Source organism: Actinoallomurus sp. NPDC050550, from assembly GCF_040655075.1.
GTDB lineage: Bacteria > Actinomycetota > Actinomycetes > Streptosporangiales > Streptosporangiaceae > Actinoallomurus.
Window position 1 is genome coordinate 103542 of sequence record NZ_JBFAJC010000012.1, and the last position, 20543, is coordinate 124084.

At 72.9% G+C, this 20543-nt stretch carries 19 protein-coding genes; 4 read left to right on the top strand and 15 right to left on the bottom strand.

The annotated features are described in order from the left end of the window. Window positions 1–168: 168 nt before the first annotated feature. The gene (locus AB0I04_RS18860) at window positions 169–1359 is read right to left on the bottom strand and encodes a GAF domain-containing sensor histidine kinase (RefSeq protein ID WP_360885966.1); all 1191 of its coding nucleotides are present in this window, start codon (window positions 1357–1359) and stop codon (window positions 169–171) included. Continuing rightward, window positions 1356–2024: a response regulator transcription factor gene (locus tag AB0I04_RS18865; protein WP_360885968.1), complete on the bottom strand. Its 669-nt coding sequence runs from the start codon at window positions 2022–2024 to the stop codon at window positions 1356–1358. The genes AB0I04_RS18860 and AB0I04_RS18865 overlap by 4 nt, the downstream gene beginning before the upstream one ends. A gap of 201 nt (window positions 2025–2225) precedes the next feature. Here AB0I04_RS18865 and tkt point away from each other — a divergent pair, with 201 nt between their 5' ends. Together tkt and AB0I04_RS18875 are read left to right on the top strand one after the other, a co-directional pair. Beyond that, on the top strand, window positions 2226–4295 hold the full coding sequence (gene tkt / locus AB0I04_RS18870; RefSeq protein ID WP_360885970.1) for a transketolase: 2070 nt from the start codon (window positions 2226–2228) through the stop codon (window positions 4293–4295). Then, on the top strand, window positions 4280–5221 hold the full coding sequence (locus AB0I04_RS18875) for a phosphoribulokinase (RefSeq protein WP_360885972.1): 942 nt from the start codon (window positions 4280–4282) through the stop codon (window positions 5219–5221). Before tkt ends, AB0I04_RS18875 begins: the two co-directional genes overlap by 16 nt. A gap of 128 nt (window positions 5222–5349) precedes the next feature. Here the strand turns inward: AB0I04_RS18875 and AB0I04_RS18880 are convergent, their stop codons facing one another. The 9 genes from AB0I04_RS18880 to AB0I04_RS18920 all read right to left on the bottom strand — a co-directional run bounded on the left by AB0I04_RS18880 (window position 5350) and on the right by AB0I04_RS18920 (window position 16107). Continuing rightward, on the bottom strand, window positions 5350–6471 hold the full coding sequence (locus tag AB0I04_RS18880) for a MerR family transcriptional regulator (RefSeq protein WP_360885974.1): 1122 nt from the start codon (window positions 6469–6471) through the stop codon (window positions 5350–5352). An 80-nt stretch (window positions 6472–6551) separates the two neighbouring features. Further along, window positions 6552–7364, bottom strand: coding sequence for a glutamate ABC transporter substrate-binding protein (locus AB0I04_RS18885; RefSeq protein ID WP_360885976.1), 813 nt, complete (start codon window positions 7362–7364; stop codon window positions 6552–6554). A 13-nt stretch (window positions 7365–7377) separates the two neighbouring features. Next, window positions 7378–8799 (bottom strand): hypothetical protein, encoded by a 1422-nt coding sequence (locus tag AB0I04_RS18890; RefSeq protein WP_360885977.1) that lies wholly within the window; start codon window positions 8797–8799, stop codon window positions 7378–7380. Further along, entirely contained in the window at window positions 8796–9545 is a 750-nt protein-coding gene (locus tag AB0I04_RS18895) for an FHA domain-containing protein (protein ID WP_360885979.1), read from the bottom strand. Before AB0I04_RS18895 ends, AB0I04_RS18890 begins: the two co-directional genes overlap by 4 nt. Window positions 9546–9547: 2 nt before the next feature. Then, entirely contained in the window at window positions 9548–10837 is a 1290-nt protein-coding gene (locus tag AB0I04_RS18900; protein WP_360885981.1) for a VWA domain-containing protein, read from the bottom strand. Then, window positions 10834–11781 carry a PP2C family serine/threonine-protein phosphatase gene (locus AB0I04_RS18905; RefSeq protein WP_360885983.1) on the bottom strand — a complete coding sequence of 316 codons (948 nt, stop codon included), beginning with the start codon at window positions 11779–11781 and terminating at the stop codon, window positions 10834–10836. Before AB0I04_RS18905 ends, AB0I04_RS18900 begins: the two co-directional genes overlap by 4 nt. A 2-nt stretch (window positions 11782–11783) precedes the next feature. Continuing rightward, a complete protein-coding gene (locus AB0I04_RS18910) occupies window positions 11784–13973 on the bottom strand; it encodes a tetratricopeptide repeat protein (RefSeq protein WP_360886171.1) in 2190 nt (729 codons plus the stop codon). Between the two features lie 278 nt (window positions 13974–14251). After that, window positions 14252–15409 (bottom strand): hypothetical protein, encoded by a 1158-nt coding sequence (locus AB0I04_RS18915; RefSeq protein WP_360885985.1) that lies wholly within the window; start codon window positions 15407–15409, stop codon window positions 14252–14254. Window positions 15410–15540: 131 nt separating this feature from the next. After that, the gene (locus AB0I04_RS18920; protein WP_360885987.1) at window positions 15541–16107 is read right to left on the bottom strand and encodes a CGNR zinc finger domain-containing protein; all 567 of its coding nucleotides are present in this window, start codon (window positions 16105–16107) and stop codon (window positions 15541–15543) included. A 175-nt stretch (window positions 16108–16282) separates the two neighbouring features. Between AB0I04_RS18920 and sigJ the strand changes: the two genes are divergently transcribed. After that, window positions 16283–17212 (top strand): RNA polymerase sigma factor SigJ, encoded by a 930-nt coding sequence (sigJ, locus tag AB0I04_RS18925; protein ID WP_360885988.1) that lies wholly within the window; start codon window positions 16283–16285, stop codon window positions 17210–17212. Between the two features lie 22 nt (window positions 17213–17234). Beyond that, on the top strand, window positions 17235–17594 hold the full coding sequence (locus AB0I04_RS18930; RefSeq protein WP_360885990.1) for a DoxX family protein: 360 nt from the start codon (window positions 17235–17237) through the stop codon (window positions 17592–17594). A 21-nt stretch (window positions 17595–17615) separates the two neighbouring features. Here AB0I04_RS18930 and pqqE read toward each other — a convergent pair whose 3' ends face one another. Genes pqqE through AB0I04_RS18950 form a run of 4 tightly spaced genes read right to left on the bottom strand, consistent with a single transcriptional unit; the run spans window position 17616 to window position 20543 of the window. Next, window positions 17616–18722: a pyrroloquinoline quinone biosynthesis protein PqqE gene (pqqE, locus tag AB0I04_RS18935; protein ID WP_360885991.1), complete on the bottom strand. Its 1107-nt coding sequence runs from the start codon at window positions 18720–18722 to the stop codon at window positions 17616–17618. Next, complete coding sequence (gene pqqD / locus AB0I04_RS18940; protein ID WP_360885993.1) at window positions 18719–18979, bottom strand: pyrroloquinoline quinone biosynthesis peptide chaperone PqqD; 261 nt, start codon at window positions 18977–18979, stop codon at window positions 18719–18721. The genes pqqE and pqqD overlap by 4 nt, the downstream gene beginning before the upstream one ends. Further along, window positions 18976–19677: a pyrroloquinoline-quinone synthase PqqC gene (gene pqqC / locus AB0I04_RS18945; protein ID WP_360885995.1), complete on the bottom strand. Its 702-nt coding sequence runs from the start codon at window positions 19675–19677 to the stop codon at window positions 18976–18978. Before pqqC ends, pqqD begins: the two co-directional genes overlap by 4 nt. Beyond that, window positions 19674–20543, bottom strand: coding sequence for an MBL fold metallo-hydrolase (locus AB0I04_RS18950; protein ID WP_360885997.1), 870 nt, complete (start codon window positions 20541–20543; stop codon window positions 19674–19676). Before AB0I04_RS18950 ends, pqqC begins: the two co-directional genes overlap by 4 nt.

Genomic DNA, 20543 nt, shown 5'->3' on the forward strand with positions numbered 1-20543 from the left:
GGTCGGCCGCGGCGCAGTGCTCTCGCCGGCGAGCCGCGAGCGGCCGGGGCACGGTCCCACACCGCGACCGGCTCATCTGGAGGGAGATCCGGCAGATGACGGACCTGGCCCGCCGTCCCAGCCCACGTCGCGCGGCTGCGCCGCCTCGGAGGTTCCTGGGGCTGCCGGTCACGGGACCGGGATACGGGCCTCGACCGTCGTGCCCCGGCCCGGAGGAGAGCGGACCTCCAGGCTGCCGCCGATGAGCTCGGCGCGCTCGGTCATGCTGCTCAGCCCGTAGCCGCCGCTCGGCCCGTCGCCGGGCGGCGGAACGTCCTCGGGGATGCCCCGTCCGTCGTCCGTGATCCGCAGCGTCACCACGTCGTCGGCACGCCGCAGTCGTACCCGGACGCTCGCCGCCCGTGCGTGCTTCACGACGTTCTGCAGGGCCTCCTGGGCGATGCGGTACAGCGCGATCTCGACGTGTTCGGGCAGGCGGCACTCGTCGGCGTCGACGGTGACCTCGACCCCGGTGATGGTCCGCGCCAGGCTCGCCAGCCCGTCGGCGAGGCCGAGGTCGTCCAGCACCGGAGGACGCAGGTCGTTGATGGCCGCCCGCGCCTCGTCGAAGGTGAGGTCGGCCAGTTCACGGGCCCGTACGAGCTGCGCGGCGGCGAACGCGGAGGCGTCGACCAGCGCGTCGGCCGCCGCGTCGAGGTGGAAGCGCAGGCTGCACAGCCGCTGGGTGATGCCGTCGTGGATGTCGGCGGCCAGCCGGCGGCGTTCCGCCTCCTGTGCGGCGACGACCTGCTCGGTGAATCGCTCGTGCGCCCGCTCGCGCGCGGCCAGCCGGCGGTGCAGCCGCGCCTGGTGCACGGCACCGGCGATGAGGCTGCCGATGGAGGTCAGCAGCCGCACGTCCCGGTCGGTGAAGTCGCGGCGCGCGCGGGTGTGCACGTTGAGCACGCCGACCACGCCGCCGGGGCCGCTCGCCATGGGGACCGCCGCCATCGAGGTGAAGTCGTGGCCTCCCAGCTGCGGGAAGTACCGGTAGCGCGGGTCGCGTTCCTTGTCCTCCACGATGACCACCGGCTGGTGTCGGTTTGCCGCCCACCCGGTCACCCCCTCGCCGAGCGGCAGCCGGATCCGGCCCACCTCCTGGTCGAACGGCGGGGTGGCGCCGACGAGCGTGAGCGACCGGTCCGTGTCGTCGAGGACGTGCAGGAAGCACACGTCCGTGGCGGTCGCGGCCACGATGAGGCGGACGACCTTGGCCGCGAGTTGATCCAGCTCCGGCCCGGCCGAGATCGCCTCGACGATGCCGACCAGCAGCGCGTTCTCGCGTTCGAGGTCGGCCAGGCCGAGGCCGTGCCCGGTCATCGGAAGATGCCTTCGCGCAGGGCGACCGCGACGGCGCTGGTCCGGTCGCCGACGTCGAGCTTGCGGAGGATGGCGCGTACGTGGCTCTTCACCGTCTCCTCGCTGAGCACCAGCCGGGCCGCGATCGCGCGGTTGGACAGTCCGGCCACGAGCAGGCCGAGTACCTCGCTCTCCCGCTGGGTGAGGCTCAGGTGCGCTCCGGGCCAGAACTCCCCGGCCTGCAGGCGTGCGGCCGTCGCGACCGCGCGACCGGCCATCGTCGGGTCGACCGTCGTCTGGCCCTCCGCCGCGAGTTCGAGCTGGCGGACCAGGCTCTCCCCGTCGATGGACTTGAGCAGGTACCCGGCCGCGCCGGCGCGCATGGCCTGGAACAGGTACTGCTCGTCGTCGTACGCGCTGAGCAGGACGACCCGCCGCGCCGGATCGGCCTCGACCAGCCGCCGGCACAGGTCGAGTCCGCTGACGGCGCCGCGCAGGCGCACGTCGGAGACGACGACGTCGGGGTCCAGTGCGGCGACCAGTGACTCGGCGCGGTCGGCGCTGACGGCCTGCCCGACGATCCGTACGCGGCCGTGGAAGCGCGCCAGAAGCGCCTTGAGACCTTCGAGCACCATCTCGTGGTCGTCGATCACCACGATCCGAAGCGGCCGGTTCCTCTCGCCCATAGGCGAAGCATAGATAGAAGATGACAAATGGCATATCGAGTCGTAAATCACTCTGTAACCCCCTCGGTCGGGGGAGGATCGGCGTGATATCGCGGCCTACCGTCGGGCCATCACGAGCGAGACGACGGAGGTCGGACCCATGAGGGCACCCGAATCGCGACCGTGCATCGTTCCAGTTCCCGCGGAAATCCGGGAAACGCGATGAACACATCCGCGAGCGAACGCACCGGCCGGTCCGACGCGGATCGGATCGCCGCCGGATTCGACGAGATCGACGCCCAGGCCGTCACGACGATCCGGATGCTCGCCGCCGACGCCGTGCAGGCGGCCGGCAGCGGGCACCCGGGCCTGCCGATGGGCGCCGCCGCACCCGCCTGGGTGCTGTGGTCGAGGTTCCTCCGGCACGACCCGGGCGACCCCGGCTGGCCCGACCGCGACCGCTTCGTGCTGTCCGCCGGGCACGGGTCGATGCTGCTCTACGCGCTGCTACATCTCTTCGGGTACGACCTGCCGCTGGAGGAACTGCGGCGGTTCCGCCGGCGCGGGTCGCGGACGCCGGGGCATCCCGAATACGGGTGCACGCCGGGCGTCGAGGTGACCACCGGCCCGCTCGGCCAGGGACTCGCGAACGCCGTCGGCATGGCCCTCGCCGAGCGCATGCTCGCCGCCCGCCTGAATGTCGACGAGCACACGGTCGTCGGCCACCGTACGTGGGTGCTGGCCGGCGACGGCGACCTGATGGAGGGCATCAGCCACGAGGCGGCCTCCCTCGCGGGCCATCTCGGCCTGGGCCGCCTGATCGTCGTCTACGACGACAACGACGTCACGATCGACGGTCCGGCCCGCAAGACCTGCCGGGACGACGTGCTCGGCCGGTTCGCCGCATACGGCTGGGCGACGTCGCGCGTACGGGACGGCAACGACGTCGCGGCGGTGGCGCGGGCGTTGGCACGTGCGGCGACGGACGACACCCGGCCCAGCCTCGTGGCCGTCCGTACGACGATCGGCGACGGCGCGCCGACGCTGGCCGGGTCGAGCACGGTGCACGGGCGTCCGCTCGGCGAGGCGGAGCTGGCGGCGGCGCGGGAAGCGGCCGGCTGGCCCGCCGAGGCGTTCTTCGTCCCCGAGGCGGTCGCCGCGCGGTGCCGCAGGCTCGCCGCCCGGGGACGAGAGGAGCGCCGGGCGTGGGAGCGGCGGCGCGCGGCATGGATCCAGGCGCATCCCGACGTCGCGGCCGGATGGGACCTGTCGGCTCCTCCGCCGCCGCCCGGGCGCCTCGAACTCCCGGTCTTCGAGCCGGGCACCGCGATGGCGACGCGCACGGCGTCCGGCGCGGTGCTCGCGGCGATCGGCCCCGCGTATCCGGGGCTCGTCGGCGGGTCGGCCGACGTGGCGTCCTCCACCAACAGCACCATTGCCGGCGCGGCGGACGTACGACCCGACGCCTTCGGCGGCCGTACTCTGCACTTCGGCATCCGCGAGCACGCCATGGGCGCCATGCTGAACGGGCTCGCGCTGCACGGCGGGCTGCGCCCGTACGGGAGCGCGTTCCTGGTGTTCTCCGACTACATGCGCCCGGCGATACGGATGGCCGCGCTGATGCGGCTGCCCGTCATCTTCATCTTCAGCCACGACTCGGTCGCGGTCGGCGAGGACGGGCCCACTCACCAGCCCGTCGAACAGCTGGAGTCGCTGCGGCTCATCCCCGGCCTGACCGTGCTGCGCCCCGCCGACGCCAACGAGACCGCGGCCTGCTGGCGGATCGCCCTCCGCAGCACCGGCGGGCCGGTGGCGCTCGTGCTCAGCCGTCAGGACCTGCCCGTGCTGGAGCCGGTGCGGGACGACGCGATCGCGCGGTACGGCGCGCGCGTCCTCCGCGACAGCACGTGGCCGCCCGAGGTCGCCCTCGTCGCCTCCGGGTCGGAGGTCGCGCTGGCACTGGCCGCCGCCGAGGAACTCTCCGAACGCGGTGTCGGCGTACGCGTGCTGTCGGTCCCGTGGCGCGAGCGGTTCGAGGAGGCACTGGAGTCCCACGCCAAACTCCTGCCGGACTGCCCGGCAGTGTGGGTCGAGGCCGGCGTCCCGCAGGGGTGGCGGGCGCTGGCCCGCCCGGGCGACGCGGTCGTGGGCCTGCGCCGCTTCGGCGTCAGCGCGCCCGGCGACGTCGTGTACCGCGAACTCGGATTCAGCGTCCCCGCCGTCGTGGGAGCCGCCCTCGCGAAGGTCCGCGCCCGAGAGGCATCTGAGGAGGAGACGTGCCGCACAAGCTGACCCGGATCAGGCGCCTTCGCGACGAGCTCCCGCCGGCCCGGCGGCCGGTCATGGTCGCCGTCGCGGGCGACAGCGCGGCCGGGAAGACCACGCTGACCCGAGGGCTCGCCGAGATCCTCGGACCCGAGCGGGTCACCACGATCGGCGTGGACGACTACCACCGCTACGACCGCCGGGAGCGCAAGGGACTGCCGTTCACCGCGCTCCACCCAGAGTGCAACCACATCGAGATCATGGAGCAGCACCTCCAACTGGTCGCGACGGGCAACCCCATCCTCAAGCCGGTGTACGACCACGGCACCGGCCTGCTGTGCCGACCCGAACTGGTCGAGCCCCGGGAGTTCGCCATCGTCGAGGGCCTGCTGCCGCTGCACACCCGGCTGACGCGGGCGTGCTTCGACATCGCCATCTACCTCGACCCGCCGGAGCCCGTACGGCACCGCTGGAAGGTCGAGCGGGACACGCAACGCCGCGGCTATACGGCCGAGCAGGTGCGCGCCGAGCTGAAGCGGCGCGAGCCGGAGTCGGCGGAGTTCATCCGCCCGCAGCGCTCCTTCGCGGACCTCATCGTCCGGTTCTCACCGGTCGGCGGGGACCCGCCCGGCACGCCCCTGTCCGCCGACCTGGTCCTGCGGCCTACCATCCCGCACCCGGACCTGAGCGCGGTCCTCGCCGACGACGGGCGCGCGATCCAGCTACGGCTGACCAGGGACGAGGACGGGCGGCCCGTAGATACGCTGCGCATCCACGGGAACGTCCCCGCCGAGGAGAGCCGGATGGTGCGCAAGGCCATCTGGTCGCGGCTCGGCGTGGACGCCGGCGACCCACCGGAGACCCTGGGCGGCCTGGGCGGCGACATGCACAGCGAGCCCCTGGCCATCACCCAGCTCCTCCTGCTCTACCACCTGGTGACCGCGGCCCGGTGACCCGCCGGACGGCGGGCGCGTACCGCGAGTCAGGCCACGACCAAGATCAACCACTGGACCAGCGGGCGGCGGTCGACCGCATGGACGCTCAGCGCCCAGCCCCCCAGCTCAGCGCCCGGCCCCCCAGCTCACCGTCCGGTGCCGCCGCTCGGGCCGGCACCCACCGCGGCCGGTGTTTCCAGGCCGACCACGTCCGCGACCACGCAGGCGATGTTGTCCGGGGCGCCGGCGGCGTACGCCCGCCCGACCAGCTCCTCGAGCACCTGCTGGGGGCCACCCGGCCCGGTCAGCACCTCGCGCAGCGACCCGGCCGGTACGACGGTCGACAGTCCGTCGGAGCACAACAGATACCGGTCACCGGCCATGGCCTCGTGCATCGACAGGTCCGGCCGCGTCTCGCCTGTGCCGGTCAGTGCCCGTACCAGCAGCGAGCGTTGCGGATGAGAGGCCGCCTCCTCCACGGTCAGCCGGCCCTCGTCGATCAGCGATTGCACGTAGGTGTGGTCATGGGTGATCTGGAACAGCTCCCCGTCCCGTACGAGGTACGCCCGGGTGTCGCCGATGTGCACCAGCGCCAGCCGGGAACCGGACCACAGCAGCGCGGTCAACGTGGTGACCGCCTCACCTGTCGGGGCCGACGCGGCGATCTCCCCGATCGCCCGGTCGGCCTCATCGATCGCGTCGGCGAGCGTGCCGAGCAGATCCTCGGCCGGCACGGCCAGGGTCTCCAGCGGTTTCAGCGCCTCGACGGCCGCAGCGCTCGCCAGGTCACCGGCCGCATCGCGGGCGCCGTCGGCCACCGCCAGCAAGCGCGGGCCGGCGTACGCGGTGTCCTCGTTGCTCGTGCGCACCGGTCCCTGCTCCGACCGGGCGGCGTAACGGATCCCGAGCATGGTCGCGTCCTCCACAGGACTGCCCCTTCCCATCAGGTAGTCGACGAGGAAGGTGGCCAGTTGCCCACGGGCGGCGGTCCCGGTCAGCACCTGCTCCCAGTAGCCGGCGACCTCTTCGGCCGCAGCCGGCGCGGGCAGGTCGCACACGCGCCGGATACGCGCCAACGGCATGCCGAGCCGCCGGAGCCAGGCGATCAACCGGGCCTGTTCCAGCTGGGCCGGATCGTAGAACCGGTACCCCGACTCACCGTCGACGGCGGCCGGCGGCAGCAACCCGAGTTCGTCGTACAGCCGCAACGCCTTCGGCGACAGCCGTGCGGCCCGGGCGAACGCCCCGATCGTCAGCAACCGCCTCACCGTTCCTCCTCGTCTCGGCCACTGTGGCCGATGCCGAAGATGCTGCGGCTTCACCCAAGGGCAAGGTCAACAGGGCGGGTTCAGCCGCAGCCCTCGAACTGGGGGACGGTCGTCGTGACGTTGAGGCCCGTCGAGCCGAACCAGCGTTTGAGCAGGGTGGCGGCGGTGCCGTCCTGGTACATCTCGGTGATCGCCTTGTTGACGTCCTCGCACCCGCCGATGTCCCCGGGGCGCAGCCCGACGCCGTACTTCTCGTCGGAGAAGGGGGCGTTGACGAAACGGACCTGGTTCCCCCGCTGCGCCGCGAAGCCGGCCAGGATCAGGTCGTCGGTGGAGATGGCGTCGACCGTCCCGGAGGTCAGATCGTCCAGGCACTGGCCGTACGTGGACGCCGGCACCAGGCGGGCGTCGATCTTGCGCTCCTGCGTGACACGCTGCCAGGAGACCGAGCCGGTGACCTGGCACAGGCGTTTGCCGCGCAGGTCGCGGACGTTCCGCACGGTCGTGTCGGTGCCGCGCACCAGGATGTCCTGGTGGGCGACGTAGTACGGGCCGCCGAAGACGACCTGGGTCTTGCGCTGCTGCGTGATGGAGTAGCTGGCCACGACCATGTCGACGTCGCCGGCGCGCAGCGCCTGCTCCCGCTCGCCGCTCGCCACCGGCTTGAACGTCAGGTGCTTCGCGCCGAGCCGCTTGGCGATGTCGCGGGCGACGTCGATGTCGAAGCCCTTGTAGTCGCCGTACCCGTCGCGGAAGCCGAGACCCGGCTGGTCTTTGTTCACGCCGATGACCAGGTGGTCCTTTCCGCTGACCGTCGGCGTCGAGCCGTCGGCCACCCCGCAGCCGGCCGCCGCCAGCAGCGTCAGCGCGAGGCCGATTCGACGTAGTCGCATGTGCTGCGCTCCCTTACCGGTACTCGGACAGCCGCGGCCGGACCCCGGCGAGGATGAGGATGATGAGGAGGACGGCCGCCCCGGGCAGGATGATGTTCCAGCCGCGCAGCCCGTGGTCGCCGGCACTGATCGCCTTGTCGAAGGCGCGACCGTGCAGGTCCTTGAGGGCGACCAGCGCCGTGTCGTAGTCGCCGAAGTCGCCGGTGCCGGTGTTCAGCTTGAGGGACAGGGCCCCGCGGCGGTCGCCGTTGGTCGCCAGCTGCCGGATGCTCCGGTCGTTCGTCTGGACCTTCTGGTACCGCGACAGCACCTTCCGCAGCGCGTCCTGCTGACCGGGCAGCGTGACGTGGTGGGCCTCGGTGCCGAAGAAGCCGAGGAAGTCGCTCCCGCCGATCTTCTGGTCGAGCTGGGCGTAGTAGGTGTCGAGGTTGCCCGCCGCCGCGAGGAAGACGGTCGCCTGGGACTTGTCCAGGTAGACCTGTTCGTACGTGTCGGCGCGCCCGGGGTCGAGCAGGTACCGGGCCTCGTCCGCGTGGGCGCTGTTGCTGATCGCCCGGGCCCGCGAGAGCGCGAGCACCGAGTCGAAGCCGTCCTCCTTGGCCGTGCGCAGGCGTCCCGCCTCGCTCGACAGGAGCGCCACGCTCACCACGACGAGCACCAGGGTGCCGACCGTGGCCAGGGCGAGGAACGGGTTGACCAGTCGGCGGAACCGCCGGATGAAGTACCACTGCATGCCGACGAGGACGGCGATGAGCAGCAGGCCCGTGAGCACGACCCAGATGCGCCCGTTCAGCACCGCCGACCGCTTCGCCTCGTACGTGCGGCGGACCTTCGTGCCGTTGTCCAGCGTCAGGTTGTACGCCTTCGGCAGCACGTCCAGCTTCATCAGGTCGGTCGCCTGGCGGTACAGCGCCGTGACGGCGGTGGGAGGGGGCCCGGCGGCGTGGTTCGACTGTTCGTCGGTCAGTAGCGCCTGCCCGGCCAGCCGTTCGTAGCGGCCGAGCGCGTCCAGCATCTCCTGCGCGTTGCGCTGTTCCGTCGCGTCCGCGCCCGCGAGCCGCGAGCCCTGCAGCAGCGTGCGGTTCGCCTCGGAGCGGCGCTGATCGTACATCCGGAGCGCTGCCGCCCGCCGGTCGGCCAGGCCGCGGTCACCGCCGATCAGCAGGGCGTCGGCGAGCTGGGCGTCCATGTCGCTGAGCGCGAAGTACAGGTCGCCGGTGGCGACGACCTGCGGGCCCGCGTCGTGGCCGATCACCCGCAGTCCGTCGCGGGCGTTCTGCACGGTCAGCGTCGTGACCAGGAGGACGACGAGCACCGCCAGGGCGGCGACGGCCGCCAGGGCGCGGATGCGTCCCGGAATCGTGCGGATCCGCAGCCGCTTGGGGACCCGCGCCCGCGGTGCCGGGGAGGACGGGGGAGTCGTAGTGATCGTCACCGCAGCCTCCGCAGCGTGATGGTGGTCCAGACGCCGACGTGCACCCGGTCGCCGTCGCGCAGCGGAACCTCCACGTTGACGGGGATGGGCGTGTCGCCCTCGTTGACCGTCGTGCCGTTCGTGGACCCCGGGTCGACCAGCGTCCAGGTGCCGTCCGGTTTGGCGAGAAGCACCGCGTGGGTGTGCGAGACGCCCGGGTCGGCGGGCGGCTCGCTCAGGTCGATCTCCGGCGTGACGCCCCGCGACACGCTCCGCCGCCCGATCCGGACCTGCTCCCCGCTCAGGGGGATGCGCCGCGACGGGCAGTACGGCGGGAAGGTGAAGTCCTCGCCCTCGGTGACGACGCGGTCGTAGTACTCCCGGTCGGCGATGACGACGGCCGCCCAGTCGGTCGCGGGCGGCTCGGGAACGGGGGCCTGCGCCGGCGACCAGTCCCGCGTGACGGGATCCTCCTCGTCCGAGCCCCCGGCTGCCGGCGCGGGGGTCTGCGGATGCGAGGTGGGGACGGACGGCGCCGTCGTCGGCCGCGGCGTGGGCCGGCCGCCGCCGACCGCGTAGTCGTAGCCGCAGTCCTCACAGAAGCGCCCGGTACGGGGCGTGCCGCAGTCGGGGCATCCTTCCCCCGCCGCGGGCGCCGGCGCGGCGGGGGACGCCGCGGGCGGGGCCGGCGCCTCGCCGATGCGGGCGCCGCACACGTCGCAGTAGTCGGTGGCGGTCGAGCCGTGCCCGGCCGGACAGGTCGCCATGCTCAGCCCTCGCCCCGGCGCGTCCGTACGGTCTTGGTCGAGCGGGTGTCCAGCGACATCTCATCCGCCTTGTCGACGTCCTTCTTCAGCCGGACGCGGCCGGTCGCCGGGTCGTCGACGTCGACGACCTTCCCGAGCAGACCGGCGATCGCCTCGTTGCCCGACTCGTGGGCCAGCGCGACGGCCCGGCCGAGCCGCGCGGTCGCGGTGTCCAGGTCGCCGTCCTTGCGGGCCTGCAGGCCGACCTGGATGTTCTCGGCGAGCTCGGCCTGGCCCGTGTAGTGCGCGACCTTCGGGTTGATCCGGGTTGACTGGGCCTCGTCGTCGGTCCACTCGGCCAGGACGTTGCCGCTGGCCACCACCTGGTCGCCGAGCATCAGCTTGACCCACCCGGCCCGCATCTCCCGGCCGACTTCGCCCGCCGGCACCTCGACGCAGATGTGGTAGTCGCGGCTCTCGGCGCCCCACGCGCCGAGCGGGTAGTCACCGGACCGCTCGTCCACGTCGGTACGCCGCCCGGTGAGGTCCTCCACGCTCGGCAGCACCTGCTTGACGAACCGCAGCTTGGCGTTTTGCGGCGTCCACACCCGCAGCGCGACGTCCGCGACGGCCTTGCCCATCGCCGCCTCGGTCATCGCGCGGAAGTCGGCCTCGAGGGCCTCCGGGCTGGCCACCATGTCCAGGCTGCCGAGCAGCGCGGACGCGACCTTCCGCAGCTCGGCGACCTCCCAGTCGGTGCCGACACCCCGGCAGTCGCAGACGAACCGGCCGACGGACGCGGCCACCGCCTGGTCCAACTGCTCCGGCGTCTCATGCTGGTTCTTGCCGTCGGTCAGTAGGATCGCGTGCCGGATGCCCTCCGGACGCCGGGCGAAGAGCCGCCCGGCCAGGCCCAGCCAGGCACCCATCGCGGTGCCGCCCGTCGCCGTCAACCGGCTCAGCGCGGCCTTGGCCTCGGCGCGGGTCTGCGCGTTGGCGGGGACCAGCTCCTCCGCTCGCGGGTACACCATCACGGCGCGGCTCGACCCGGACACGACCGCGAAGTTCACCCCGTCGCGCAGCGTGTCCACCGCGGCCTGCGCGGCCTTGATCGCCGAGATCATCTTGTTCCGCGGATAGTCCATCGACCCGGAGGTGTCGATGATGATGACCTCGGAGGCGGACGTCCCGGTGCCGGCGACGACCGGGCCCCCGGTCGACTCGACCGTGACGATCGCGTGGACCTCCTGGCCGCCCTGCGGCAGGTACCTGTTCTGGTCGATCCGGATGCTGAAGTCCGGCTGTTCACTCATTGCGCGTGCTCCTGTGTGAAAGGGATCACCACGACGGTGATGTTGTCGCGCCCTCCGGCGTCCACCGCGAGGCGTACGAGATGCCGGGCCGCCGTCAGCGGATCCGCGGAAGGCATGACGGAGGCCAGCCGCGTCGCTTCCGGGTAGTAGTTCCACAGGCCGTCGCTGCACAGCAGCAGCGTGCCGGGCCCCTCCGGCACGAATGCCGTGACGTGCTGCTCGACCTCGCCCGCGTCCGCGCCGAGCCAGGCGACGATGGCGTGGGCGTTCGGGTGGGCCTGCGCCTCGGCCTCGGTCAGCGCCCCGTGCGCGACCATCTCGGCGGCCCACGAGTCGTCGGCGGTGAGCTGCCGGGAGGCGTCCCCGGCGAGCCAGTACGCGCGGCTGTCCCCGACCCAGCCGACCGTGACGCCGCCCGGTCCGGCGCACGCGGAGACGTACGTGCAGGCGGGCGCGTCGTGCGGCGACTGCGCGAGCGCCGTGACCGCCTCGACGGCCTTGGTCAGCGCCGTACGCGTCGCGGTCTCGGGGTCATCGCCCGCCGCGAGCCGCTCGGTGAGCGTCTTCAGGCCCGTGTCGGCGGCGGCCTGGGAGGCCGCCTGCGGCAGGGGAGAGGTCGACACGCCGTCGCAGACCACCGCGGCGACACTTTCGCCCGCCACGGCCAGGGCCATCGCGTCCTCGTTGCGGCTGTGCCGCAGGCCCCGGTCGGTGACGCCCGCGGCGCCGCCCGCCTCCATCTCGACGTGGTCGCGGTCACCGGGTCGCAGCACCCCGCACTGCTCGCAGTAGCCGTCCGCGCTGAACGCCGCCGACCCGCACGCCGCACACGCCGCGCCGGTCGGTGTGGGCTCCCCGGTCAGGGACCGGCCGCACGCCTGACAGAACGCCTCGTCGGCGAAGACCTCGCTGCCGCACCCCGGGCAGCTCTCCGGTGCGCCCACGGTCAGACCACCGTCAGCGGGCGCACGGCGTTGGCCTGGTCGATCAGGAGATGCCGCCGGGCCCGGTCGGTGGCCAGCCGGGCGAGCGTCCGGTAGGTCTCCTCGAGCTTGCGGCGCAGCCCGGTCTCGGTGAGCGGCGTGCCGAGCACCGTACCGGTGCCGTCCCCGGATGCCCGCACCCGGCCGAGGGCCGCCTCCAGCACCTCCAGGGCGAGCAGCCCGTGGCGTCCGGGATCGAGGTTCAGCGCGGACAGCCGCGCGCCTGCGCCGGTCAGGTCGGCCTCGGTGATCTCACCCGGGTCCCGGTCGCGTACGGCCGTGGCCACGGCGGAGATCTGCGCGGCGATGTGGTGACTGGAGATCCTGGGGACCGAGTCGAGCGCCCGGAGCGCGCCGGCGCGGTCCACGAGAGCGAGCCGCGCCCGGGCCAGTCCGTAGCACGCGGTGACGTACCCGTGGTCGGTGCGCCACACGGTCTCGTGCAGGACCGCCGCGCCCGCCGGGTCGCCGAGCAGCTCACGGCAGTACGCGAGGCCGAGCTTGGGCGCCGCCTCACCCGGCATCAGCGAGTACAACTCGTCGAACAGGCCCGCCGCCTCCGCGACGTTCCCGGCGGCCAGGACGGCGACCGCGCGGTACCAGCCCACCCGCCAGTCGTCCGGTGGCAGCGCGTCGAGTACCGCGTGCGCCTCCGCCGTGTCGCCCAGCTCGATGCGCACCCGGGCGAGCGTCAGGTCGACCTCCGGCGTACGCGTGGGCGCGCTCGCCAGCGCGTCGGCGAGCCGCTCCGGATCCAGCGCGGTCAGGCCGGCGAGGAAACCGGCGGCGGCGTCGGACGAGTCCACGAGCGGCGCCGGCAGCGTCGCCGCGGCGTCCGCCGGGCGGAGCGGCTCGAACACGTCGCCCGCCGTGAACCGCTCCATCCCGAACAGCGTCGACGCGGCCGGGCGTGCCTCGCCGTCCTCGGCGGACAGCACCTCGCGCAGCACCCCGGTGAGCTGGTCCGCCATGTCGGAGGCGTCCTGGAACCGGAACGCCGGGTCGCGGTCGGTGGCACGGCGCAGCAGCCGGTCGTACGACTCGTGCCGGGCGAGCACCGGCACCTCCTCGCGCGGCGGCAGGCTCGCCTCCCACTTGCCGGTGTAGCCCTTGAACGGGAAGCTCAGCACGGCGAGCGTCCGGCCCACGGTGTACAGGTCGGAACCGATCGAGGGACCCTCGTCGGCGATCTCGGGCGCCTGGTAGCCGACCGTGCCGTAGATCGCGCCGTCGACGTCGTCGATGCGGCGGACCCCACCGAGGTCGATGAGCTTGAGCTGCTCCTCGGACTGGATCGCGTTGTCCGGCTTGAAATCGCAGTACAGGACGCCGAGGCCGTGCAGGTAGTCGAACGCGCGCAGTACCTCGATGCCGTACGCGATCACCTGGGGGAGCGGCAGCGACGCGTCCGGCCCCTCGGCCTCGCGGCGGTCCTTGAGGATGTCCTTCAGCGGCCGGCCGCCGACGTACTCCATGACGATGTAGCCGGAGCCGTCGTGCTGCACGAAGTTGTAGATCTTGACGATGTTGGGGTGCTCGACCTCGGCGAGGAAGGCCCGCTCGGCCGCCGCCGCGGCCAGCGCGTCGGCGTCACCGGCGTCGAGCAGGCCCTTGAGCACCACCCATCGGTGGCTCACGTTCTCGTCGCGGGCCAGGTAGATCCAGCCGAGGCCGCCGTGCGCGAGGCAGCCGAGCACCTCGTACTGGCCGCCGACCAGGTCGCCCGCCTTCAGCTTCGGCGTGAACGAGAACGCGGTGCCGTCTTTCGGACAGAACCCCTCCGTGCGGCCCGGCCGGTCGCCTCGGGACCGCCCCACCGGCTCGCCGCAGCTGCTGCAGTAGCGCTTGTTCTCCGCGACGACGGGGTTGGCCATGATCGCCGACGCGGGATCCCGGTACGGCACGCGCGGCACCTCGACCAGGCCCGCCCCGAGCATGCCGCGCCGCCGCGACGACGACCGCGACGACCCGGTACGTACGCTGCGGCTCGACGTGCGCCCGCTGATGCCCGTCCCACGGCTGCCCGCGGTGACCGGCGCGGACCGGGCCGAGGCCCGGCTCGATGCGGGGCCCGTGGCCGGGCTCGCCGCCGGGCTTGCCGAAGGGCCCCCGGCCGCCGGCGCCAGCCCGCACACGTCGCAGTAGCCGTCCATGATCGTGCCGCCGCACCCTGAGCGCGTGCAGCGGTCATCGGGCGGGGGGGAGGGGGCCGGAACGGCGGCGGACGCCGGTGACGACGCGGCGCCGGATGCCGGGGCCACTGTCGCCGCGGCGGCAATGCCGCAGACGTCGCAGTAGCCGCCCTGGATGGTGCCGGTGCAGCCGGGCTGAACGCACCGGTCGTTCCCCGGAACGGCCGCGGTGGGTGCCATACCGCATACGACGCAGTATCCGTCCTCCACGGTTCCGGAACAGCCGGGCTGAGTGCAGTTCACTTTCGATCTCCGATCGCACGCTGGTACTCCGCCAGCGCGGCGGTGGCGCGCCGCAGGTCGCAGGGGGAGGTCCACAGCAGGTCGTGGGCCCTCTGGTAGAGGTCTGTCAGCACGGGGTCCTCCGAGCCTCCGAGCCGCCCGGCCTTCGCCCGGTACGCGTCGAGCCGGCCGCGCAGCTCGTCCCGCCGCTCCAGGAGCCCGGCGATGGTCCGCACGGTCGTCCGCGTCTGCTCGAGGGCGTTGGCCGCCGCCTCCTCGAGCTGCGTCACGCGCTCGGCGAGGTCGGTCCACCGGCCCTGGACGGTGCCGAGCGCGGCCAGCCGGTCGGCCAGCGCCGCCGACGACTCCGGCAGGTCCGGCAGCATGGGCGAGGCGATCTTCGCGAGGACCTGCTCGCGCACCCGCAGCGCCTCGTCCTCGGCGGTGCGGATCAGCCCGATGGTCTCCTCGATGCGCCGCAGCCGCACGTCGTACTCGGCCCGGAGACGGACCGCCTCCTCCAGTCGCGACCGCAGCGCGCCCAGCGCGGCGTCGATGCCGTCGAAGGCGGCCGGGCGCATCGACAGCGGGTCGGTCCGGACGGTCTCGCGCAGCCCGTCCAACTCGCCCTTGAGCCGGTCGTACTCCGGATCCGGTCCCAGAGAGTCGAGCAGCCCCTCGACCGCACGCGCCGCCTCGGCGACCCGGTCCAGCCGGGTGAGCAGCGCCGACCAGGCCGTGTCCACCTCGGCGATCAACCGGGCCGCCTCCTCGTACAGCGCGGTCATCCGGGTCACCACGTCGTCGAGGGAGAGGCGCTCGGTGGACGGGCCGAGCAGCGTCCGCTTCTCGAGGGGGATCTGCGTCGCCAACTCGATGGACGGCCCGCGCAGCAGACGCTCCAGCTCGGCCAGCTCCGCGTCGTCGGGCTTCTTCCGCCGCGCCCGGATCTCCTCGGCCTGCCCGAGCACGCGCCCGTACGCCTCGAACAACCGCCACAGCGACGCCATCCGGTCGCTCAGCTCGCTCCACCGGCCGGCGGTGAGCCCGGTCAGCGGCGCGCCCTTGAGGAGCTTGTACCCCTGCTGCGCCTCGAGTTCGAGCAGCCCGGACGTGATGCGATCCCGCTCATCGCGCAGGCGACCGAGGACACGGTCCACCTCGTCCCGGTTCAACGGTCCCCCGCCCCATCGTCACCGCACGCGCTGAGCCCCAGAAAGAGCGCCATGCGGGCTAGTTTGTTCGGTTATCGCCCTTTGGTCGGCTGACTAGTTTTCACCAAACCCGGGGGCCGTCACAAGCACTGTCAGGCGGGTCTGTGTCGCTGATAGTGGCGAGCGACCCGGGCGCGGTTGCCGCAGCGGGTCGCCGAGCACCACCGGCGGCGCGGATGGGCGGGCAGGAACAGCATCACGCAGTCCTCGGCCTCGCACTCGCGCACCTTGCTGACCTCGGGGTCGGCGAGGAGGTCCGCGGCGGCCTCGGCCAGCCAGGCCGCCAGGCGCACTCCGGGGGCACCGCTACGGCGGCGGGCGGCGATGATCGACGAACCGTCCCAGGCGAGTTCGCGGATGGCGGGCGCGGCGCGCTGCGCGTCGTTCAGCGCCTCCAGCGCGGACGCGGGCGGACGCTCGCCGCGCCGGGCATGGTCGACCGCGAGGCCGGCGGCGTCCCGTACGGCGTGAACGGCCGCCACATCGGCGGCGGTCAGGCCCGCGGCCTCGTGCGCGGGCGGGTCGGGAAGCCGGTCGGCCTCCAGCTCCAGCCACGTACGCAGGTCGGCGGGGGAGCCGAGCAGGTCCGCGTCGTAGGGTCGGGTGTTGACCAGGTCGAGCGCCAGCGGCTCACCGGTCAAGGGAACGGGATCACTCATGCGCTAATGCTAAAGCAGTGCACAAATGCGTTAGGCGGTGTCTAGCCGGAGTGCCGGGTGCCGTCCTTGCTTGGACATGCCGGTCCTGAGTCTCGGCGAACGTCGATGTCACACTTCGGGGGGCGGCGTCGCTCTCAGGTGGTGATCTGATTGCTCATGGCAGGAGGAACCCACCATGTCCCACAGCCCGCCCGACCCGGTGCCGGACTCACCGGCGGAGACGGCCACGCGCGTCTTCGTCGACCACCGGGAGCTGCTGTTCTCCATCGTCTACACGATGCTGGGCAGCGTCGTGGACACCGAGGACGTGCTCCAGGAGGCCTGGCTCGCCTGGGACGCCCGCTGCCGCGCGGGCGGCGGAGAGCCGATCGGGAACCCGCGCGCCTACCTCGTACGCGTCGTGGTCAACCGGGCCCTGGCCCGGCGGGAGAGCATCAGCCGCCGCCGGGAGGAGTACGTCGGGCCGTGGCTGCCCGAGCCGCTCGCCACCCCGCCGAGCCCGAACGACGTCGCCGATGGCGTCGTGCGCGGGGAGTCGGTGTCGATGGCGCTGCTCGTGGTGCTGGAGACGCTCTCTCCGCTGGAACGCGCGGTGTTCGTGCTGCACGAGGTGTTCGGCTACTCCCACCCTGAGGTCGCCGGCGTTCTGGGCCGCAGCGCCTCGGCGGTACGACAGGTGGCGCACCGGGCCCGCGAGCACGTGCACGCGCGCCGTCCCCGGTACGAGGCCGACCCGCGTGTACGGCGTCAGGTGACCGAACGGTTCGTCGCGGCCGTGGTCGGCGGCGACATCGAGGCCCTCATCCGGGTCCTCGCGCCCGACGTGGCCCTGTGGGCCGACGGCGGGGGCAAGGCGCGCGCGGCGGGCACGCGGTCGATCCAGGGCCGCGACAAGATCGCCCGCCTGCTCATCGGCGACGCCGTCCGGCGGCCCATCCCCGATCTCTCCGTCCGCTACGAGCACATCAACGGCGAACCGTCGGCCCTGCTGCTGTCCGGCGACACGCCCTACGCGGTCGTCGTGCTCGACCTGACCGCCGATGGCACCCAGGTCTGCGGGATCTACACCGTGACCAACCCCGACAAGCTCTCCCACCTCGGCTGAACAGCGGCCTTAGGAGTATTCAGTGTTCACCGCCTATGTCGTCGTCGCCGTCCTCGCGATCGCCGCGAACGGTTTCTCGGGCGTCGCCGCCGTCGCTCATTTCAAGCCGATCCTGCCTCCCATGGAGAGGGCCGGGGTGCCGGTGTCCTGGCTGACGTTCCCGATCGGCACCGCGAAGATCGCGGGTGCCGTGGGGCTGCTGCTCGGCCTCGCCGGCGTGCCGCTGATCGGAACGGCCGCCGCCATCGGTCTGGTCCTGTTCTTCGTCTGCGCCCTCTACACCCACATTCGCGCGAGCGACTATTCGCTCCAGTTCGGCCTGGCCAACGGCTTCCTCGCGCTGGCGGTCGCCGCCCTGGCCCTCGACCTGGCGACCACCTGATGACTCGGTACGGCCGGGTGGTCACGCGCCGGGGCGGCGGTAGACGAAGTCGGCCGTCGCGGGCTCCTCTGTGAGCTCCTGGATCAGGTAGTGGTCGGGGGAGAGGTGGCAGGCCGGGTCCGTACGGGCCGCGTCTCCGGTCAGCGCGAACGCCTGACAGCGGCAGCCGCCGAAGTCGACCTCGCGCTGTGGGCAGGTGCGGCATGGCTCGCGCATCCAGGCCGTGCCCCGGTAGGCGTTGAAGGCGGGGGAGTGCTCCCAGATCCAGGCGAGGGAGTGGTCGCGGGCGTTCGGCGGCGACAGGTCCGGCAGGGCGTACGCGACCGGGCAGGGGAGCACTCGTCCGTCCGGGGCGATGGTGATGGAGCGGTTGCCCCAGCCGCCCATGCACGGCTTGGCGATGCCTTCGTAGTAGTCCGGCACCACCCAGATCAGCTCGATCGAGGACTGCTCGCGCCAGCGCCGTACGGTCTCCTCGGCGGTGGCGAGCAGCTCCCGGCCCGGCAGGAGCGCCGTCCGGTTGCGCAGCGCCCACCCGTAGAACTGGGTGTTGGCCAGCTCGATGCGTTCGGCGCCCCACTCGACGCCCAGCCGGATGATGGCGTCGAGGCCCGCGAGGTTGTGCCGGTGCAGGACGACGTTGAGGCCGAGCGGCAGGCCTGCGGCGCGTACGACCTCGGCGGCGCGTTCCTTCTCGGCGAACGACCGCCGGCCCGCGATGTGGTCGGAGGCGGCGGCGGTCGCGTCCTGGACGGAGAGCTGGACGCTGTGCAGCCCGGCGTCGGTGAGCTCGCCGAGCCGGGCCGCGTCGAGGCCGACGCCGCTGGTGACGAGCTGGGTGTAGATCCCGGCGCGCTCGGCGGCGGCCACGATCTCGGTCAGGTCGGGCCGCAGGAGCGGCTCGCCGCCGGAGATGTGGGCGTGCACGATGCCCAGGTCGCCCGCCTCCTCCATGAGGCGGACCCAGGTGGCCGTGTCCAGTTCGGTGGTGCGCCGGACCAGTTCGACCGGGTTGGAGCAGTACGGGCAGTGCAGCGGGCACGCGTGGGTGACCTCGGCCAGCAGCGCCCACGGCGGATCGACCGTCCCGACCTCGACGGCCTCGGGCGTCCGCTCTTCGAAGCTCATCTCACCCACCCCTCATCGCGCACCCGGCCCAGGAACTCGCCGACGTCGTCGGCGAGGGGCGCGCCGGGGAAGTCCGCCGTCAGCTCCTCGACGATCTGCGTCGTCGTACGGCTGCCGTCGCACAGCCGCAGGATGCGGCCCGCCTCCGGGTTCAGCACCACGACCCGCTCGGGCATCACCAGCAGCTCCTTGTCGCGCACCCGGTCGTGACGCAGCCTGATCGACGCGGCCAGCGTGGGCCGCCACTCGGTGTTCAACCGCGCTCCACGGCGTCGAGAAGGCTCCACAGCACGTCGCACTTGAAGGACAGGGCGGCGACCGCGCGCTCCTGGTCGGCGCGGGTCCGGGCCCGGTCGAGGACGAGGGCGATGGCCTCCTGACTGTCGTTACGGCCCTGGGAGATCCGGCCGCGGAAGTACCGCAGCCCGTCCGCGTCGACCCAGGGATAGTGGCGTTCGAACGCCTCGATGCGGACCCGCATGAGGTCCGGGGCGAACAGCTCGGTCAGCGACGACGCGACGGCCTCCAACGGGGGGCGCAGGCGGCAGAAGTTGACGTAGCCGTCGACGGCGAGGCGTACGCCCGGCAGCACCTCTTCGCCCGACAGCAGCCGGGCCCGCTCCAGGCCGGCCGCCTCACCGAGGCGCAGCCACCGCTCGATCCCGCCCTCGCCGGGCGCGGTGCCGTCGTGGTCGTGGATGCGGTGGATCCACATGCGCCGCAGCTCGGACGTCCCCAGCTTGGCCAGGATGAGCGCGTCCTTGACCGGGATGTGCTGCTGGTAGTGGAAGCGGTTGAGGATCCAGCGCCGCAGCTCGTCGGGCGTGAGCGTGCCCTCGTGCATCCGCAGGTTGAACGGATGGCGGTGGTGGTAGCGGCGCGCGACGACGTCGCGCAGACGGTCCTCCAGCTCCGTGGTCGTCCAGGGGGGCAACTCCGTGTCGGCGATGCTCACAGCTCGATCACCGTCCTGTCGGGCGCGACCTCGATGCCCAGGGCCGCCAGCGACGCGTGCGCCGGCGCGGTCGGGTCGACGAGGGGATTGGTGTTGTTGAGGTGGGTGTACAGCTTCCGGTGGGCCCGCAGCCGCGACAGCGGGCCGGCGGTCCACGTGATCGGCAGGTGCCCCATCTGGGTGGCGGTCCTCTCGGAGACCCCCATCCGGCGGGGCTCGTCGTCGTCCCAGAACGTGCCGTCGACGATGACGCAGTCGGCGGCCGACAGCACCTTGTCGAGGGCCGGCGTCCAGTCGGCCAGACAGGGCGCGTAGACGGCGGTCCGGTCGCCGTCGGCGAGCACGAGGGCCACCGACCACGCCCCGTCCGCGTCGGCGTCGGCGGCGTAGCGGGGCCGTTTGCCCGAGACGCGCACGGCCTGCACCGACACGGTGCCGCCGAGCCGTACGGGCCGGTCCTCCGGGAGTTCGTGCCAGGTGAGGCGGGTGTAGGGGGCCAGGACGTCGTTCAGGCGGAGCCGGTCGCAGAGGGCGCCGGTCACCGCCGGTGTCGCGATGACGTCGACCGACGCGGCCTCGCGGAGCCGGGCCAGTCCCAGGGTGTGGTCGAGTTCGGCGTCGGTGAGGATCACTCCGGCGAGGGGGGTGTCCCGCGAGCCGGGCACCGGCGTGCCGCAGAACTCGACCTGGTCGGCGATGTCCGGCGTGGCGTTGATGACGAACCATCGGTCGCCGACACGGATCGCCGCCGAGGCGTGCCGGCGCCGACGCTCCGGGTGGGAGCGGGCACCGGCACACCCCGGGCACGCGCAGTTCCACTGAGGCACGCCGCCGCCGGCGGCCGTGCCCAGGATCTGCAGGAGCAA

What these genes read in the sequence shown, in the direction of transcription:
- AB0I04_RS18860 (WP_360885966.1), bottom strand. Translation starts at nt 1,359, where the DNA reads ATGACCGGGCACGGCCTCGGCCTGGCCGACCTCGAACGCGAGAACGCG.
- AB0I04_RS18865 (WP_360885968.1), bottom strand. Translation starts at nt 2,024, where the DNA reads ATGGGCGAGAGGAACCGGCCGCTTCGGATCGTGGTGATCGACGACCAC.
- tkt (WP_360885970.1), top strand. Translation starts at nt 2,226, where the DNA reads ATGAACACATCCGCGAGCGAACGCACCGGCCGGTCCGACGCGGATCGG.
- AB0I04_RS18885 (WP_360885976.1), bottom strand. Translation starts at nt 7,364, where the DNA reads ATGCGACTACGTCGAATCGGCCTCGCGCTGACGCTGCTGGCGGCGGCC.
- AB0I04_RS18895 (WP_360885979.1), bottom strand. Translation starts at nt 9,545, where the DNA reads ATGGCGACCTGTCCGGCCGGGCACGGCTCGACCGCCACCGACTACTGC.
- AB0I04_RS18900 (WP_360885981.1), bottom strand. Translation starts at nt 10,837, where the DNA reads ATGAGTGAACAGCCGGACTTCAGCATCCGGATCGACCAGAACAGGTAC.
- AB0I04_RS18910 (WP_360886171.1), bottom strand. Translation starts at nt 13,973, where the DNA reads ATGGACGGCTACTGCGACGTGTGCGGGCTGGCGCCGGCGGCCGGGGGC.
- AB0I04_RS18920 (WP_360885987.1), bottom strand. Translation starts at nt 16,107, where the DNA reads ATGAGTGATCCCGTTCCCTTGACCGGTGAGCCGCTGGCGCTCGACCTG.
- sigJ (WP_360885988.1), top strand. Translation starts at nt 16,283, where the DNA reads ATGTCCCACAGCCCGCCCGACCCGGTGCCGGACTCACCGGCGGAGACG.
- pqqE (WP_360885991.1), bottom strand. Translation starts at nt 18,722, where the DNA reads ATGAGCTTCGAAGAGCGGACGCCCGAGGCCGTCGAGGTCGGGACGGTC.